We start from the raw sequence: 14,067 nt of genomic DNA, 5'->3' as shown, positions 1-14,067 counted from the left end.
GCAGGCGGTTCGCACCCCAAGGGAAAGGAGGCTCCGATGACCCGCCCGATCGCGATGGCCCGTTTCGACCTGGCCTGGCCCCTGGCCGGAGCCTGCGCGGCAGTGCTCTCGGCGCTGGTGCTGGGCGCGTGGGCCGCGGCACGCGGCATGCCGGTCTGGATGCCGCTGAACGCCACCACCCATGCGCTGCACGGCCCCGCGGCCGCCAGCACCACGGCGCTCGACCTCAGCCATACCGGCCTTGGCGCCGCGATCCATGTCGCCTCGTGCTTCTTTTGGGCGGCGGTGGCGATCTGGCTGGTCCGTCGCGTGCCCCGGGGCGGCGCCGGACTGGCCTGGCTGGCCGGGCTGGCCACCGCCGCCATGGCGGGGCTGGTGGATTACGGCCTGATGCCCGCCCGCTTGCGCCCGGGATGGGAGCTGGTTCTGCCGCCCCTGGGTGTCGCGACGGGGCTTGCAGCCCTAGGGGTCGGCCTATCGCTGGGCATGATCGCAGCCGGGGCGATAGGCCGCCGCTTGCCGGGAACGGCGGCCGGGCGGGACCGTTACCCTTCCGCCCCTCGCCCGGCCGAGCCGCCGCTATCGGCCGTCGAACGGCTGCGGCATCCTGCGCCGCATGTGCTCGACCAGCGCCAGCAGCGCGTGGACCCGGCCGGCGCCGTTACCGAGGATCCGAACCGCCACGGCAGCGGCGACAAGCAGCCCGGCGATCCCACCCATGACGAAAGGCCCGACCGATGACCGACTATCCCAAGCCGCCCTTTCCCAAGCAGCAGCAATCCCTGACCGGCAGCTTTCGCAAAATGGACCCCCGCCCCGACCATGGCGAGGAAAGCTGGCAGGGCAGCGGCCGGCTGAAGGGCAAGGTAGCGCTGATCACCGGCGGCGACAGCGGCATCGGCCGCGCCGTCGCCATCGCCTATGCCCGCGAAGGCGCCGATATCGCGCTTTCGTGGCTCGACGAGACCGAGGATGCGGCCAGCACCGCCGATCTGGTGCGTGCGGCCGGGCGCGACTGCCTGTCGATCCCCGGCGACATCGCCGATCCCGACCATTGCCGCAAGATCGTCGCCGAGGTGGTGGAACGCTTCGGCCGCATCGACATCCTGGTGAACAACGCCGCGCATCAGGCGCTGTTCGACAGCATCGAGGAGATCCCGGACGAGGAATGGCGCCATACCTTTGCGGTCAATATCGACGCGATCTTTCACCTGACCAAGGCGGCGGTGCCGCATATGCCCGCCGGGTCCGCGATCATCAACACCGCCTCGATCAATGCCGACAAGCCCAATCCCAAGCTCCTAGCCTATGCCACGACCAAGGGCGCGATCCAGAACTTCACCACCGGGCTGGCGCAGATGCTGGCCGGGCGCGGCATCCGGGTGAACGCCGTGGCACCGGGCCCGGTCTGGACGCCGCTGATCCCCGCCAGCATGTCCCCCGAGCAGGTGGCGGAATTCGGCGCGAACTATCCGATGGAACGCCCCGCCCAGCCGGTCGAGCTGGCCTCGGCCTATGTGATGCTGGCCGAGCCGATGTCGAGCTATGTGTCGGGCGCCACCATCGCCGTCACCGGCGGCATGCCGATGATCTGAGAAAGGAGACGAGCCATGAACAATCGCAACCTTGCGTTTTTCTGCGGCCTTGCGGCCGGCTTTGCGCTCAAGGGAGCCTGCGATGCGCTGGCACGGCCGGCCCGGTCGCGCGGGCCGCGGCAGGACATTCGCCCCGCCGGCCGCAGCCGGATGGAAAACCCGCCGCGCAACTGGGACATCGTGGACGAGCAGGGCGACGAATCCTTTCCGGCCAGCGACCCGCCGGGGAATTACTGAAGGAGAAAGGCACGGCCGCAGCCTGTGCCCGCAGGCGCCCTCGATACTCGGGCTTGCCTTATCTGGTGCCGGTCAGCGTGGCCGCGTTCAGAAGAGAAATGCATGGCATGGTCCATTCTAACGCCTCCGTGAAGGTGGAATGCGGGAACATTCGATCTTCCAGACGGTTCAACGGCCCATTGCGAACCCCGCATCCAGAGGAGGAAACGAGATGAAACATCTGTTTGCCACCACCGCCCTTGCCGCCGCGCTCAGCGTGACGGGTGCCCTGGCCCAGCAGACCGAAACGCCGCAGACCGAAACCCCGCCCGTGACCATAGGCGAGGACACCACGCCTGCCGCCGAGCCCCTGCCCGCGATCACGCCGCCCGAAGGCTATGTCGAAGGCGAGGTGGTCCTGACGACCGAGACCCTGCAAGGCGCCACCGTCTACGACTCCGCCGGCGACGAGATCGGCGAGGTGCATGGGCTGGTCTTCGCCAACGGCACGACCTCGCTGCAAGGCGGCGACGCAGGCGCGGCCATGCCGGAGGCCGGCGCGACCCCCGAAAGCCCGGCAGCAAGCGAGCCGACCCCCGGCGCGGCCGAGATGGAGCCGGAACCCGGCGCAAGCGACGCGACCGGCGCGGTCGAAGGCGAAACGGCCAGCCCCGAGACCGCGACCCCCGACATGGGGACGGAACCCGCAGATGCCGCAGGCGGCGCCGACACTGCCGATACCGACCGGATGGAGAATATCGGCTCGGATATCGGCACCACCACGCCCACCGACGCCACCACTCCGCCGGTGCAGACGGCGACCGACGCCCAGCCCGAGCAGATGGGCACGGCCGAGATCAGCCACGCGATCATCGATGTCGGCGGCTTCCTCGGCATAGGCGAGCATCGCGTCGCGGTCCCCATCGGCGATCTGGTGGTCTACAGCAAGGATGCCGATCTCCGCATCTACCTGCCCTGGACACGCGAACAGCTGGAGGCCCTGCCGGAATTCGACGAGAATGCCCCGGCCCCTGCCCTCCAGTAACCACGATCCCTGCCCGACCCCGACCTAGCCCGCAGCCCGTCCCGGCCGGCTGCGGGTCGCCTCTCGGAAGGCGCATCGCCGGCCATGCCCTGCGATCCCTCCATTCCGCCCATCCGCGACGACCGCACCCTCCGACGCCGGTTCCAGCTATGCAGCGCCGGACCCGATCCGAGATCTGGATCGGAGGGGAAGGCAGCTCCCCATATCCCCTCTCCTGTCACGGCTTACCAGCCCCGATGATCGGCGAGCGCCCTGTCCGGGTCGGTGGTTCCGCGCTGCCGTCGCATCATGCGGCGCAGAAAGTCGCGGCGGTCGAATTCGCCGGCCGGCCCGGCGCGAAACAGCGCCTCGTCCAGTGCGCGCAGCGGCGCGGGATCGGTGCGGCGGCCAAGACGCGCCTCGGCCATGACGAAAGCCTCGGCCGCCGCGCGCAGGGCCATCAGGTCGCCCGCCTTCGCGGCATCGCGCAGGGCGCGGGCCTTGGTGTTGGGCAGCAGGCGCCGCAGCCGCCCGATCAAGCGCCGCGGCGCGGGCGTGCGGCCGGCCAGCGCGGCGCCCAGCCCAAGGACAAGTCCGGCCAGGGCGCAGGCCGCCGCTTGCAGCACCATCCGCCGCAATGAATTCGCCGTGCCGCCGATATTGTCGCCAAAGCCGGCGATCCCGATCTCGACAGGCAGGGTCACGGCACCGCGCATCTCGCGGACCTGGGTGTTGAACCAGGGAAACTGGATCGGCGTCAGCGAACCGACCTCGCCGGTATGGGGGCGCAGGCTCCATTCCCAGACGGCGACGGCGACCGGGCCCTGCGGGGTCAGGCGCGTCTCGCGGATCTCGGGGGCGGCAAAGCTGATCAGCCAGGGCTCGCGGATCAGCGGCCGCGGCGGCAGGAAATGTGCCATGCTGCCCTCGGCGGTCAGGGTGATGCGACGGGTGAAGGACTCGGACGGGCCAAGCCGCGAGGGATCGGTCGAGAACTCGTCCCTGACCGTCACACGCCCCGAAGCCAGCGAACGCCCCGACCCGGGATAGGCCGCCACGGCACGCGTCACGGGCTGCGCCGCCACCTCGACGACGGGCCGGGTCGTGCCCTCGGCCTTGGTCAGACGGTGCGTGACCGGACCGATGGTCAGCGTGCCGGGCTGGCGTGGAAAGACGGCGATCCGCCGCTCGAAGACGCGATACAGCTTGCCGTCCACCCTCTCATCCGCCCAGCGGTCGCGGGCGGTCTGCATCCAGTCATAGGCCGGCGAATCCGGGAAGGTCATCTTTTCCAGCGTGATCGGCCCGGTATATTCGCCCCGGATCGTGACCGGAATCATCTCGCCCACCACGGGGCGCATGTCGGGAACGACCAGGCGCAGGCTGTCGGCCCGCACCGGCAGCGCCGCCAGAAGCAGCAGGAACAGGACGCGGATCACCATGGCTCGGCCTCGCGCGGGCGGATAAGGCCCTGCCCGGCACGGCGGTCGTATTCCGCCTTCAGGCGCAGTTTCAGAAATTCGCCCGGATCGTCCTGGATCGTCGCCAGCCAGTCGTCGCTTGCCACGATGCCGCGCGCCTCGACCTTGCGTTGGGCCTCGGGGTCCTGGACGCCCGCCGAGGTTTGCGGCGTCTGCTGGTCCGGGCCGAGGCCGCCGTGCCCCTCGATCCGGCCCGGCACCACGCTTTCGCCGCGGGCCGGCGGATACATCGCGCTGACCAGTTCCCGGTTGCGCCGCGCCTCGGCATCGGCGGGATTGGCGAACAGGACCGCATCGAAATAGGCCACCGACAGCGGATATTCCCCGATCGCGGCAAGGCTGAGGCCGCGGTTGTAGGTCTGGCTGCGCCCCGAGGCGGCAAAGGCCGCGTCGGCACGGTCGTATCGGCCCGAGCGATACAGCGCGACGCCCTTTTCGACCGGGTCGGACAGCAGCGGCACGGCAAGGCCGGGCAGCCCGCCCAGCAATGCCAGCCGCCCCAGCGCCTCCGGGCCGGCCAGCGCAAGGCAGGCGACGCCCAGCATCAGGAGGGCCGGCATCCTCATGCCAGCCTCCGAAACTGCAAAAGCAGCGACAGCAGGGCGAACAGCGCCAGCCATGGCCCGAGATCGCGATATCGCAGCGACCGCATGGCCGGATCGCGATCCAGCCCGGACGAGGCCAAGGCCCGCACCACCGGGCCAAGGTCGTCGAAACGCGCGACGGGACCGTCGGCGATGGTCCCAAGCGCCTCGGGGTCCGAGGGCGGATCGCCCGACACCGTCAGCGCCGAGATCCGCACGCCCGCCGATTGCAATCGCGCGGCCTCGGCCTGCGCCGCCTGATCGACGCCGCCCCCGTCCGAGATCAGCACGAGATCCGCGCGCCGCAACCCCTGCAGCAACTGCCCGGCCATCGCCATCGCGGCAGCGGGACGCGAGCCTTCGTCGGGCATGGTTTCGCCGTCCAGCACCGAGATCTGCGTCTCCAGCGTCGCGGGATCGTCGGTCGGGGCGGCAATCGCATAGGCCTCGCCCGCATAGAGGATCAGCGCGACCGGACGGCCGGCAAGACGGGTCAGCAGCCCGGCGGCGGCAGCCTGCGCATCGCTCAGCCCCGGCCCTTGCGCGACCGAGGGCGACATGTCGATCGCGATCACCACCGCATCGCTTTGCGCAAAGACCGGCGCATCCGCCCGCTGGACCGCAGGCCCCGCCAGCCCCGCCACCAGCGCGGCCGCCCCCGTCAGCGGCAGGAAACGCATCCGGTCCGCGCCCGCGCCAAGCTGGCCCAGTGCCGCCAGGCCCGCGCGCATATGCGGCGGCAGCACGGCCTGCCACCCGCCCGCATCGGGACCGCGTCGCCAGACCGCCAGCGCCAACAGCGCCAATGCGGGCAGGGCCAGAAGCCACAGGGGACGCAGCAGGATCATCCGCGCCTCCAGCCGATCAGCGCCATCAGGACCAGCGCCGCCGCGGCCGGCCAGGGCCAGAGCGCATGCCAATATCACATCGGCGGCCGCTCGGCCGGGTTCGGCTCCAACCTGTCGAGGCTGGCCGCCATGGCCTCCAGATCCGCCATGCCGCGCACGCGAAAGGCCGTGCCGCCGCTGAGTTCGGCCACTTCGCGCAGGGTTTTCGTGTCGACCGCGTCCCGGGATCGGGGCTGGTTCTCCAGATCCTCGGGGCCAAGCGCGATGGTGTGGATGCGGATGCCATGGCCCGCCGCCAGCCGTGCCGCATCGACCGCCTGCACGTTGCCCGACGTATCGACCCCGTCCGACATGAGCACGACCACCCGCGTCGGTGCCTCGCTGGCGGCAAGCCGCTTCATCGCCAGGCCCAGCCCGTCCGAGATCGCCGTGGCGCGACCCGAAATCCCGATCTGCGCCTCGTCGACGGCGCGGGCGACGGCATCGACGTCGAAGGTCAGCGGCTGGGCGAAATAGGCGCGGTCGCCAAAGATCACCAGCCCGATCCGGTCCCCCCGCCGCGCCGCGACAAAGCGCGAGGCGGTGCGCTTGACCGCATCCAGCCGCGAGATGGGCTGGCCGTCGAGCTGGAAATCCTCTTTCTGCATGCTGCCGGACAGGTCGATCGCCAGCACGATGTCGCGCCCCGAGGCGGGCAGCATGTCGCTGATCCGGCTGACCTGCGGCCCCGCGACGGCGATCACCAGAGCCGCCCATGCCAGCCCCGCGAGCAGCCGGCCGCGGCCCGTCCCCCTTTGCGCGACGACGCCCATGAAGATATGCGCCGGCACCCGCAGCCCGCCCCGCGCGGCCGCGGGCGGCAGCAGGCGGATCAGCAGCGGCAGGGGCAGAAGCAGGAAGGCAAGCGGCCAGGCAAAGCTCATTTCCGGCTCCTTGCCAGCCGCTCCACCTCGTCCTCGGCCGGCATGGGAGCCGCGCCATAGGCCGCGGGGCGCAGCGCCCTGGGCAGGCGGCCGAGGATGCGGGCGATGGCCAGCAGCCGCTCCTCGGCCTCCAGCCCGCGCGTCGCGCGAATGCGGGCACGGATCGAGCGGCGGCGCGTCAGCAACGGCAAGAGCAGCCAGACCAGCAGCACCCCGGCCAGCAGGCCCAGCCCGAACAGCGCCACCCCCTCGCGCCAGCCGAGCATCTGGAGCGAGGGCGGCAGGCGGCTGGGCGACAGCGCGGCGACCAGATCAGCCCGTGTCATCGGGCATGACCGTTTCGGCTTCCGCCCCAAGACCGCGCAGATGGGCGATCAGCGGCAACGGGTCCAGGGAGGAAAGCCGGCCGTGGCGCGTCGCATGGCCGTTGCTGACCGACAGCGCCGTGTCGGGCGGGACGGTCTCGGCGGGATCGAGGATCAGATGCACGCGCATCCGGCGGCCGCGGGCCAGTCGCGACAGCGCGGCATCGGCACCGGCACCGGCAAGCCCGTCGGGTCCGGTCGCCAGATGCACCTGCCCGCCCGGCGGCACCATCCGCCGCGCCTGCGCCAGCGCGGGGGCAAGGTCGGCCCGGTGCGGGCAAAGGTCCAGCGCAGCGTCATGGGCCCGCGCCATCAGGCTCGCCAGCGCCTGCATCTGCGCCGCGCCCGTTCCGGCGCCCAGCAGCGCCGGCACGCCGTCCCCGACCGCCATCAACGCGACCGAGGCCCCCCGCGCCACCGCCTGCCAGCCGATCCGCGCAAGCCAGCGCGCCGCCCGGACCGAACGCAGCGCCGATCCCGTGCCCCACAGCATCGCGTGGCGGAAATCGGCGATCAGCAGGGTGGTGTCGTCGCGATCCTCGTGAAAGCTGCGGACGTGAAGCTGGCCGGTGCGGGCGGTGGCGCCGGGGTCGATGCGGCGCAGGTCGTCGCCCTCGGCAAAGGCGCGGATCTCGCGCAGGTCCATGCCCTGCCCCGCCACGCGCGCCGGGACGGCGCCGGGGCGCCGGCTGGCCGGACGGTGTCGGCCGGCACGGGGCGGCGGGCGCAGCGCGATCAGTTCGGCGGCGGTCAGGCGCAGGCCAGGATGATCCAGAGCCGCGGCTACCACGGCCGGACCTTGCGCAGGATCTCGGCGATCAGGCCGCGGCCGTTCCACCCCTCGCTGGTCGCCTGCCAGTTGGGGACAAGGCGGTGGGCCAGCGCGTCCTCGGCCAGATCCTCGACATCCTCGGGCAGCGCATGGTCGCGGCCGTGCAGCCATGCGCGGGCACGGGCGGCTGCGGCCAGCGCCAGCGTGCCGCGGGGCGAGACAGGATGCTCGATCCGATCCGCGACATCACCGCCCGCCCGCGTCGCCATTACCAGCCTGACAATGAAGTCCTTCAGCGCCGGGGCCAGGTGGACGCCGGCCACCGCCCGCCGCGCGGCATGGATGTCGGCATCGGCGATCACCGCCTCGATGGCGGTCGCGGGGGCCATCGTCTCTGCCTCGACCAGATCGAGGATCGCCCGTTCCGCCCGGGCATCCGGCATGTCCAGGAACAGATGCAGCAGAAAGCGGTCCATCTGCGCCTCGGGCAGCGGAAAGGTGCCCTCATGCTCGATCGGGTTCTGGGTGGCGACCACCATGAAGGGATCGGGCAAGGGCCGCGTCGTGCCGCCGGTCGTCACCTGATGCTCGGCCATCGCCTCCAGCAGCGCCGACTGGACCTTGGGCGGGGCGCGGTTGATCTCGTCGACCAGCACCAGCGAATGGAACAGTGGCCCCGGCACGAAGTCGAAGCCGCCCGTGTCGGCACGAAAGACCTGCGTGCCTGTCAGGTCCGAGGGCAGCAGGTCGGGCGTGCACTGGATCCGCGCATGTTTGCCAGGCAGATGCGCGGCCAGGCGCTTGACCGCGCGGGTCTTGGCGATGCCGGGCGGTCCCTCCAGCAACACATGCCCCCCCGCCAGCAGGGCGATCACCAACCGCTCGACCATGCGTTCGTGGCCGACCAGCCCCGCCGCGACCTCCCGCACCAGCGCGGCGACGGGATTGCCGGAAAACCTGTCCAGTTGATTCATCTTCCTCTCTCCCGCGGCAAGGCTCACACAGGCCACGGCCTTGGGCGAGGCCCCAGGTCCGGAAATAGAACTAAGGGACTATGGCAGTCGCGGCAGGGGCGGCGATCCAGCGCCTCGACCAGCCCGGTCCTTGCGGGCCTCAAGGCGGCTCGACGAGCTTTCATCGGCTCCGGCATGGCCGGACGCATCGCGGTTCCGAACATCGCTGGCTCCGCAGTCTGGTGCCGCGGGTCCGCAACGATCCCTACCCGTCCTGAGCATGGTCGAAGACCGCTCCGTTCCGGCGCGAGGCGCGCAGGGATTCCCGTCGCATGCAGAAACTGCCACAATATCCCCATGACCAGCCGTCCGTTTCCCGAAAACCCGATCAAGCTGACCCTTCTTGGCGGCCTTGTGCTGCTTGTGCCGGTCCTGGGGATGGCCGTCGCGCAGCAGCGGGCGCTGATGGCCGAGTTGGCGCAGGAAAGCGCCGTCCTGCACCGGCTCGCCTCGCAGCGGGCCGACCAGCATGACGCGCATCTGACGGCGCTTTCGGCCATCGCCGTGGCCAGCGACGACCAGCGGCAGGCGCTGTTTCTGGACGTTGCGGCAACGATCACGCGCTTTTATCCGCGCATCGACGAGATCGGGCTGGTGCCGCTTGATGCGCAGGCCCGGCCGCTGGGAACCGTGCCGCCCGGCCCGGCGCTGGCCGACCAGATCCGCGCGGCGGCGCGGGCCTCGGGCGGCGAGATCGCGCTGCTGCCGCATCCCGACAGGCCGGACCACTACGTCATGGTCAAGCGCAGCCCCAATTCGGACGCGGCGCGCTATGGGCTGATGCTGGGGATCGACGCCGCCCGGCTGCTGGACGAGGCCGGTGCGTTCTGGGACCGGCCCGGCGTCGGGCTGGCGCTGTCGTTGCCGGATGGACCGACCCTGTTCCGCAAGGGCGCCACGGTGGAGGGGGCGCAATTCTCGAAGGGGTTGGGCAGCATCTCGCAGCCCCTGCGCCTGGACACCGGCATGGTGATCGGGTGGGCCGATCTGTTCCCCCCGCTGCGGACCGGGCTGATCCTGCTGGCTGCCGGCCTGGCCTGGCTGGGCGGGCTGTCGGCCCTGCGCCAGCGGGCGCGGGCGCGGCAGGCGATGGAACAGGCTCGGCTCAGCGCGCTGGAATCGCGCCTGGCCCATGCCTCGCGCGTCAATGCGCTTGGAGAGATGGCCAGCGGCCTGACGCATGAGTTGACCCAGCCGCTGACCGCGATCCTGGCCCAGGCGCAGGCCGGGCGCCGGCTGCTGGCGCGCGGCGATGCCGCCGCGCTGGCGCCGGTTCTGGACGATACGGTGACGCAGGCCCGCCGCGCCTCGGCCATCCTGGAGCGGTTCCGCAACTGGTCCCGCCCGCAGCAGGCACCCGGATCGGCCTTCGACCTGCGCGATGCCCTGCGCAATGTCGAGGCGCTGCTTGCCCGGCAGGCCGCCAGCCAGGGCCTGCATCTGGTCCTGGACCTGCCCGGGCAGCCGGTGCCGGTCCTCGCGGACCCGGTCGAGATGGAGCAGGTGGTCTTCAACCTGCTGCGCAATGCCATCGAGGCCACGGCCGGCATGGGCCGCGAAGGCCGGGCGGCCTTGCACCTGCGCCGGCAGGCAGGGACGGCGGTGCTGGAGGTTTCCGACAACGGGCCGGGCGTGCCGCCCGACCTGCGCGCCCGCCTGTTCACGCCCTTCACGACCACCCGCACCGATGGCACGGGCCTTGGCCTTGCGCTGAGCCAGCGGCTTGTCGAACGGGCCGGCGGGGAAATCGCACTGGTCGAAGACGGCGCGGGCGCGACCTTCCGGGTGGTGCTGCCGCTGAACCAAACGGGGCCGGAGGACAGGCGATGACCCATCCCGTCTATCTTGTGGATGACGACGCGGCGGTGCGCCATGCGCTTGGCCTGCTTCTGTCCACGGTCGACATCCAGGTCACGGGCTTTGCCGATCCGCAGGCCTTCCTGGCCCGGCTGCCCGCGCTTTCTCCCGGCTGCCTGATCCTCGACATCCGCATGCCCGTCGTCTCGGGCCTGAAGCTGCAGGAACGGCTGGCCGAACAGGGCATCGACTGGCCGACCATCGTCATCTCCGGGCATGGCGACATCGAGGCCTGCCGCCGCGCCTTTCGCAATGGCGCCGTCGATTTCCTGTCGAAGCCCATCGACGAACAGGATCTGATCGACGCGATCCAGAAGGCGCAGGACGCGCTTGACCGCATGCTCGGCCGCCGCGCCGAACGGGCCGAGGCGCTGGCGCTGCTGGCCGCGCTGACCCCGCGCGAGACCGAGGTGCTGGACCGCATCGCCGCGGGCTTCACCACCCGCCAGATCGCCGAAGGGCTGGGCCTGTCGCCGCGCACGGTCGAAAGCCACCGGGCGGCGATCGGCGCCAAGATCGGCACCACCTCGCAGGCCGAGATGACGCGCCTGTGGCTGGAGGGGCGCGCGGCTCCGTAGAACTACGGAGGCAACCGCAAGGCCTACGAATACCGGGTGGGTCCGGGCGGTACTAGGTTCCCTTCATCAAATGCGAAAGGAAACCACGATGATCCGCAAGCTCGTTCTCGCCGCCTCGCTTCTTGCACCGCTGGCCGCGACCGCACAGGAACTGCCGACCGCCCCCTACCTGCCGCTCGACCTGGCGGTCAAGGCGGCAGATGCCGCGCTGAACGCCTGCGTCGCCGAGGGCCACAATGTCAGCGTCGCCATCGTGGCGCGCGACGGGGCGACGAAGGCACTGCTGAAGGCCGACGGCTCGGGCCCCCACACTGCCGGCAGCGCCGAAGGCAAGGCCTTTACCTCGGCGGCGATGGGACGCGACACCGCGGGGCTGGCCGAGTTCATCGCGACCAATCCCGCGAATGACGGCCTGCGCGACATGGATGCGCGGATGGTGATCCAGGCCGGCGGCCTGCCGATCAGGCTCGGCGGCGCCCTGGTCGGGGGCATAGGTGTCGGCGGCGCGCCCTCGGGCGATATCGATGCGAACTGCGCGGCGGCCGGGCTGACCGCAATCGGCGCCGACACCTGAGATGCGCAGGCTGCGTGCGACACCCGGGGATCCGCGTTGCCCGCAGCCGCTCGGCCCCCCTGCGCCGCCCCCAAGCGGCCCGGACGCATGGGCGGCGTCCCTTGGACGGTGCGCGACCGGGGAAATCTGATCGCGCGCTCGCCAATTCGGCCGCCGCAACAAGGCGAGGCGGCGGCGCAGAATGCGCTTGCCGCGGCCAGACGCGACCGGCAGCAGGCTGTAGACCTCGCCCGGCCTGCGCCTACGCTCCGCGGCCGACATCCGCCGCGCCAGGGCGGGGACAAGAGTGCCTTCCTCGACCGTGAGATCGGCGGTCGGGCGCCGGTCCTCGGGGGCATGGCCGATCCCGAGCCCGGCGCGGGCGTGTCCCGGCAGCGGCCCCGGTTCCGTCGCAGCGCCAGACCGGGGCGAGCGGGCCGAAGTCTCATCGCGGGCGATCTTCATCGCCGGGGTCTCCGCCTTATCTCTGCCTCATCTCGGCGTGAGCAGACGCCGATACATCTCGGTCAGGAACTTCTCGGCCGAGGCATAGCGGGCATCCGAGCTTTCGGGCCAGAGTTCCTCGATCTGGGTATCGAAATCCGAATAGTGCTGCGTCGTGGCCCAGATGGAAAAGATCAGGTGCTGCGGCGAGACGGCATTGATCTGGCCGGACTTCATCCAGTCCTCGATCACCGCGATCTTGGCATAGTAAAGCACCTTCAGCGCTTCGAAGATCTGCTTGCGCGATTCCTCCAGTCCGCTCAGCATCTCATAGGCAAAGAGCTTGCTTTCCTTGGGGAAATTCTTCGATATCTCCAGCTTGCGCGAGATATAGGCGCAGATCTCGTCGATCGGGTCGCCATTGGGATTGAGCAGGCTCAGCGGCGCCATCCAAAGCTGCAAGGTCCGCTCCAGCAATTCGCGGCGGATCTCTTCCTTGCTCTTGAAGTAATACAGCAGGTTCGGCGTCGAAACCCCTGCCGCCTTGGCGATGGTGTTGATCGACCCGCCGGCAAAGCCGCTGGCGGCAAAGACATCCAGCGCGGCAGCCAGGATCTGTTCGGTCTTTTCGCGCTGGATACGGGTTCGGGGGCGGAGCTTGCGTTGCGTCATGGGCCGTCGTTCTGGCTGTCCTTGGTGCCGTATACAGGGCATCGGCCCCGCCTTATAGGCACAAGCGGGGGCAAGGAGCCAGATCACGCCCGGCGAAAATGATGGCCGCGCGAGGGTCGCGCGGCCGGGCCGGCCTCAGCGAAAGGCCGGGATGACCTTTGCGGCATAGTCGGCGATGATCTTTTCCTCGTCGCCGCTGTCCAGGTAGATATTGAACTGCGTCGTGCCGGCCGCTTCCAGCTCGCGCAGCTTTTCGACATGCTCTTCGGGGGTGCCGAGCACGCAGAAGCTTTTCACGATATCCTCGGTGATGAAGTCCAGATACGGGTTGTCGCTCTGGCCGTGCTTGGAATAGTCGTAGCCGCGCCGGTTCTCGATATACGAGGTCAGGCTGGCGGGCACCTGATCGGTATCGGCGCCGTATTTCTCGACGATGTCCGCGACGTGGTTGCCCACCATGGCAGGGAACCATTTCACCTTTTCCAGCGCCTCGTCCATCGGGCCGGTATGGGCGGGGGCGGCGGCCATGACCTTGTAGTTCGACATGTCGCGCCCGGCCTCGGAGCCGGCCTTCCTGGCCTCGTCGGCCAGCCATTTGACGATCGAGGGCTCGGCGATCTGCAGGATCAGCCCGTCGCCGACGCGCCCGGCCGAGGACAGCGCCTTGGGACCATAGGCCCCGATCCAGACCGGCAGCTCATAGCCTTCGGCCCAGGGGAATTGCACGGGCTCGGGGGTTTCGCCGTATTGCACGGCCTCGCCTCGGACCAGCGCCTTGACGACCTGGGTGAACTCTTCCAGCTTGGCCAGCGTCGCGGGCTTGCGGCCCATGACGCGCACCGCGCTGTCGCCCCGCCCCAGGCCGATGTCGAAGCGCCCGCCCGACTGTTTCGCCAGCGATCCGAAAAGCGAGGCGGCATGCGACCATTCCCGCGTGTTGGGGTTGGTCACGCAGGGGCCGAAGCGCATCGTGGTGGTGTGTTCCATGCACATCGCCATGGCGACATAGCTTTCGCGCCACAGGATGTGGCTGTCGTAGAACCAGCAATAGGCAAAGCCCGCGTTCTCGGCCTGGCGCACCAGCGCCCTGGCCCGTTTCGGCTCGACGAAGCCCTTGAAGCAGATACCGAATTCCATGTCTG

The 14,067-nt window shown here is 70.2% G+C and carries 16 protein-coding genes; 7 read left to right on the top strand and 9 right to left on the bottom strand.

What is annotated here, in order from left to right; genetic code table 11:
- Window positions 1-36: 36 nt before the first annotated feature.
- The 4 genes from BLT64_RS18250 to BLT64_RS18235 all read left to right on the top strand — a co-directional run bounded on the left by BLT64_RS18250 (window position 37) and on the right by BLT64_RS18235 (window position 2,856).
- Complete coding sequence (locus tag BLT64_RS18250; RefSeq protein WP_232290499.1) at window positions 37-741, top strand: hypothetical protein; 705 nt, start codon at window positions 37-39, stop codon at window positions 739-741.
- Window positions 738-1,595, top strand: a complete 858-nt coding sequence (locus BLT64_RS18245; RefSeq protein WP_011747462.1) for a glucose 1-dehydrogenase — start codon at window positions 738-740, stop codon at window positions 1,593-1,595. The genes BLT64_RS18250 and BLT64_RS18245 overlap by 4 nt, the downstream gene beginning before the upstream one ends.
- A 15-nt stretch (window positions 1,596-1,610) precedes the next feature.
- Window positions 1,611-1,832 carry a hypothetical protein gene (locus tag BLT64_RS18240; protein WP_011747461.1) on the top strand — a complete coding sequence of 74 codons (222 nt, stop codon included), beginning with the start codon at window positions 1,611-1,613 and terminating at the stop codon, window positions 1,830-1,832.
- Window positions 1,833-2,043: 211 nt separating this feature from the next.
- Window positions 2,044-2,856 carry a hypothetical protein gene (locus BLT64_RS18235; protein ID WP_041529820.1) on the top strand — a complete coding sequence of 271 codons (813 nt, stop codon included), beginning with the start codon at window positions 2,044-2,046 and terminating at the stop codon, window positions 2,854-2,856.
- Between the two features lie 224 nt (window positions 2,857-3,080).
- Here the strand turns inward: BLT64_RS18235 and BLT64_RS18230 are convergent, their stop codons facing one another.
- The 7 genes from BLT64_RS18230 to BLT64_RS18200 form a co-directional block, all read right to left on the bottom strand.
- Window positions 3,081-4,277, bottom strand: a complete 1,197-nt coding sequence (locus BLT64_RS18230; protein ID WP_011747459.1) for a BatD family protein — start codon at window positions 4,275-4,277, stop codon at window positions 3,081-3,083.
- Window positions 4,271-4,882, bottom strand: coding sequence for a tetratricopeptide repeat protein (locus BLT64_RS18225; protein WP_011747458.1), 612 nt, complete (start codon window positions 4,880-4,882; stop codon window positions 4,271-4,273). Before BLT64_RS18225 ends, BLT64_RS18230 begins: the two co-directional genes overlap by 7 nt.
- Window positions 4,879-5,748, bottom strand: coding sequence for a vWA domain-containing protein (locus tag BLT64_RS18220; RefSeq protein ID WP_041529819.1), 870 nt, complete (start codon window positions 5,746-5,748; stop codon window positions 4,879-4,881). The genes BLT64_RS18225 and BLT64_RS18220 overlap by 4 nt, the downstream gene beginning before the upstream one ends.
- Before the next feature lie 74 nt (window positions 5,749-5,822).
- A complete protein-coding gene (locus BLT64_RS18215; RefSeq protein WP_011747456.1) occupies window positions 5,823-6,671 on the bottom strand; it encodes a VWA domain-containing protein in 849 nt (282 codons plus the stop codon).
- Complete coding sequence (locus BLT64_RS18210) at window positions 6,668-6,997, bottom strand: hypothetical protein (RefSeq protein WP_011747455.1); 330 nt, start codon at window positions 6,995-6,997, stop codon at window positions 6,668-6,670. The genes BLT64_RS18215 and BLT64_RS18210 overlap by 4 nt, the downstream gene beginning before the upstream one ends.
- Window positions 6,984-7,826 (bottom strand): DUF58 domain-containing protein, encoded by an 843-nt coding sequence (locus BLT64_RS18205; protein ID WP_232290498.1) that lies wholly within the window; start codon window positions 7,824-7,826, stop codon window positions 6,984-6,986. Before BLT64_RS18205 ends, BLT64_RS18210 begins: the two co-directional genes overlap by 14 nt.
- Window positions 7,820-8,782, bottom strand: a complete 963-nt coding sequence (locus BLT64_RS18200) for an AAA family ATPase (RefSeq protein WP_041529818.1) — start codon at window positions 8,780-8,782, stop codon at window positions 7,820-7,822. The genes BLT64_RS18205 and BLT64_RS18200 overlap by 7 nt, the downstream gene beginning before the upstream one ends.
- A gap of 336 nt (window positions 8,783-9,118) precedes the next feature.
- Between BLT64_RS18200 and BLT64_RS18195 the strand changes: the two genes are divergently transcribed.
- The 3 genes from BLT64_RS18195 to BLT64_RS18185 all read left to right on the top strand — a co-directional run bounded on the left by BLT64_RS18195 (window position 9,119) and on the right by BLT64_RS18185 (window position 11,830).
- Entirely contained in the window at window positions 9,119-10,651 is a 1,533-nt protein-coding gene (locus BLT64_RS18195; RefSeq protein WP_049792303.1) for a sensor histidine kinase, read from the top strand.
- Window positions 10,648-11,256 carry a response regulator transcription factor gene (locus BLT64_RS18190; RefSeq protein WP_011747451.1) on the top strand — a complete coding sequence of 203 codons (609 nt, stop codon included), beginning with the start codon at window positions 10,648-10,650 and terminating at the stop codon, window positions 11,254-11,256. Before BLT64_RS18195 ends, BLT64_RS18190 begins: the two co-directional genes overlap by 4 nt.
- An 88-nt stretch (window positions 11,257-11,344) precedes the next feature.
- On the top strand, window positions 11,345-11,830 hold the full coding sequence (locus tag BLT64_RS18185) for a GlcG/HbpS family heme-binding protein (protein ID WP_041530126.1): 486 nt from the start codon (window positions 11,345-11,347) through the stop codon (window positions 11,828-11,830).
- A gap of 471 nt (window positions 11,831-12,301) precedes the next feature.
- Here BLT64_RS18185 and BLT64_RS18180 read toward each other — a convergent pair whose 3' ends face one another.
- Together BLT64_RS18180 and BLT64_RS18175 are read right to left on the bottom strand one after the other, a co-directional pair.
- Window positions 12,302-12,925: a TetR family transcriptional regulator C-terminal domain-containing protein gene (locus BLT64_RS18180; protein WP_041529817.1), complete on the bottom strand. Its 624-nt coding sequence runs from the start codon at window positions 12,923-12,925 to the stop codon at window positions 12,302-12,304.
- Between the two features lie 135 nt (window positions 12,926-13,060).
- Window positions 13,061-14,062 carry a TIGR03842 family LLM class F420-dependent oxidoreductase gene (locus BLT64_RS18175; RefSeq protein ID WP_011747448.1) on the bottom strand — a complete coding sequence of 334 codons (1,002 nt, stop codon included), beginning with the start codon at window positions 14,060-14,062 and terminating at the stop codon, window positions 13,061-13,063.
- Window positions 14,063-14,067: the final 5 nt, after the last annotated feature.

The sequence above is a fragment of the Paracoccus denitrificans genome, assembly GCF_900100045.1.
GTDB lineage: Bacteria > Pseudomonadota > Alphaproteobacteria > Rhodobacterales > Rhodobacteraceae > Paracoccus > Paracoccus denitrificans.
This window is presented reverse-complemented; position numbering and strand designations above follow the sequence as displayed.

Excerpts from the sequence above, each read along its gene's own strand:
- BLT64_RS18225 (WP_011747458.1), bottom strand. The coding sequence starts at position 4,882 with ATGAGGATGCCGGCCCTCCTGATGCTGGGCGTCGCCTGCCTTGCGCTG.
- BLT64_RS18185 (WP_041530126.1), top strand. The coding sequence starts at position 11,345 with ATGATCCGCAAGCTCGTTCTCGCCGCCTCGCTTCTTGCACCGCTGGCC.
- BLT64_RS18195 (WP_049792303.1), top strand. The coding sequence starts at position 9,119 with ATGACCAGCCGTCCGTTTCCCGAAAACCCGATCAAGCTGACCCTTCTT.
- BLT64_RS18175 (WP_011747448.1), bottom strand. The coding sequence starts at position 14,062 with ATGGAATTCGGTATCTGCTTCAAGGGCTTCGTCGAGCCGAAACGGGCC.
- BLT64_RS18190 (WP_011747451.1), top strand. The coding sequence starts at position 10,648 with ATGACCCATCCCGTCTATCTTGTGGATGACGACGCGGCGGTGCGCCAT.
- BLT64_RS18210 (WP_011747455.1), bottom strand. The coding sequence starts at position 6,997 with ATGACACGGGCTGATCTGGTCGCCGCGCTGTCGCCCAGCCGCCTGCCG.
- BLT64_RS18215 (WP_011747456.1), bottom strand. The coding sequence starts at position 6,671 with ATGAGCTTTGCCTGGCCGCTTGCCTTCCTGCTTCTGCCCCTGCCGCTG.
- BLT64_RS18245 (WP_011747462.1), top strand. The coding sequence starts at position 738 with ATGACCGACTATCCCAAGCCGCCCTTTCCCAAGCAGCAGCAATCCCTG.
- BLT64_RS18250 (WP_232290499.1), top strand. The coding sequence starts at position 37 with ATGACCCGCCCGATCGCGATGGCCCGTTTCGACCTGGCCTGGCCCCTG.
- BLT64_RS18240 (WP_011747461.1), top strand. The coding sequence starts at position 1,611 with ATGAACAATCGCAACCTTGCGTTTTTCTGCGGCCTTGCGGCCGGCTTT.
- BLT64_RS18230 (WP_011747459.1), bottom strand. The coding sequence starts at position 4,277 with ATGGTGATCCGCGTCCTGTTCCTGCTGCTTCTGGCGGCGCTGCCGGTG.
- BLT64_RS18180 (WP_041529817.1), bottom strand. The coding sequence starts at position 12,925 with ATGACGCAACGCAAGCTCCGCCCCCGAACCCGTATCCAGCGCGAAAAG.
- BLT64_RS18200 (WP_041529818.1), bottom strand. The coding sequence starts at position 8,782 with ATGAATCAACTGGACAGGTTTTCCGGCAATCCCGTCGCCGCGCTGGTG.
- BLT64_RS18235 (WP_041529820.1), top strand. The coding sequence starts at position 2,044 with ATGAAACATCTGTTTGCCACCACCGCCCTTGCCGCCGCGCTCAGCGTG.
- BLT64_RS18220 (WP_041529819.1), bottom strand. The coding sequence starts at position 5,748 with ATGATCCTGCTGCGTCCCCTGTGGCTTCTGGCCCTGCCCGCATTGGCG.